Origin of the sequence: Mycobacterium sp. E2479 (assembly GCF_001667925.1) — a bacterium.
Lineage (GTDB): Bacteria > Actinomycetota > Actinomycetes > Mycobacteriales > Mycobacteriaceae > Mycobacterium.
On record NZ_LZJR01000080.1, the window covers coordinates 1 to 721 of the forward strand.

1 protein-coding gene is annotated in these 721 nt (G+C 61.3%); it reads right to left on the reverse strand.

Annotated elements, in window-relative coordinates:
• A partial coding sequence (locus A5686_RS11015) for an enoyl-CoA hydratase-related protein (protein ID WP_197520548.1) occupies nt 1-412 on the reverse strand: 412 nt, incomplete at its 3' end.
• Between the last annotated feature and the right edge of the window lie 309 nt (nt 413-721).

A 721-nucleotide genomic window follows, 5' to 3' on the forward strand; every position in this document is an offset into this window, starting at 1 on the left:
TCGCGCCTTCGCCGGCAACTCGGATATCGGTGCCTTGCAGGATTTCGGTTCCCCCCGCGATCGCGGCACCCTCCACCGCCGCGATCAACGGCTTTGTGAGTCGGCGGCCCTTGAGCAAGCCGTCGATGCGCGTCGGGTCGAAACCATTGGAAAATGTTTCACCAATGGGTTTCTCGTTCGCGTTCTTCAGGTCCATCCCGGCGCAGAACGCACCGCCGGCACCGGTCAGGATGCACGAACGAATCTCGGGGTCGTTGTCCACCCGGTCCCATGCCTCGACCATGATGAGCATCATCTCGCCGGTGAGCGCGTTTAGCCGCTTCGGGCGGTTCATCGTCACGACAAGGGTGTGCCCGCATTGCTCGATAAGCGCATGCGGCTCGGAATCTGTCGAGGATTGGGGCTCGGTCATTGTGTTCCTCTCTCCAGAGTGGGTGAAACACTCAGTCGGTCAGGGCCGCGCCAGCGCTAGACCGCCACCTCTGATCAATGCACGGTGGCGCGAGATCAATCGACGTCGGTTGACGGCAAGTCAGATCATACGCTTGCATGGTTCCGTATGATCTTCGACCGGGCACTTGCGCACCCCGGGGCCGACATGGTGTCGCCATGCACTTGCCAGAACATGTATGGTCGCAGTTACTACGGAGGGCCGAACTCGATGGAAACATGCACAGCCGCATTCGCCAAGCTCGCCGTCCACGCACCGCAGCTGCGCTGT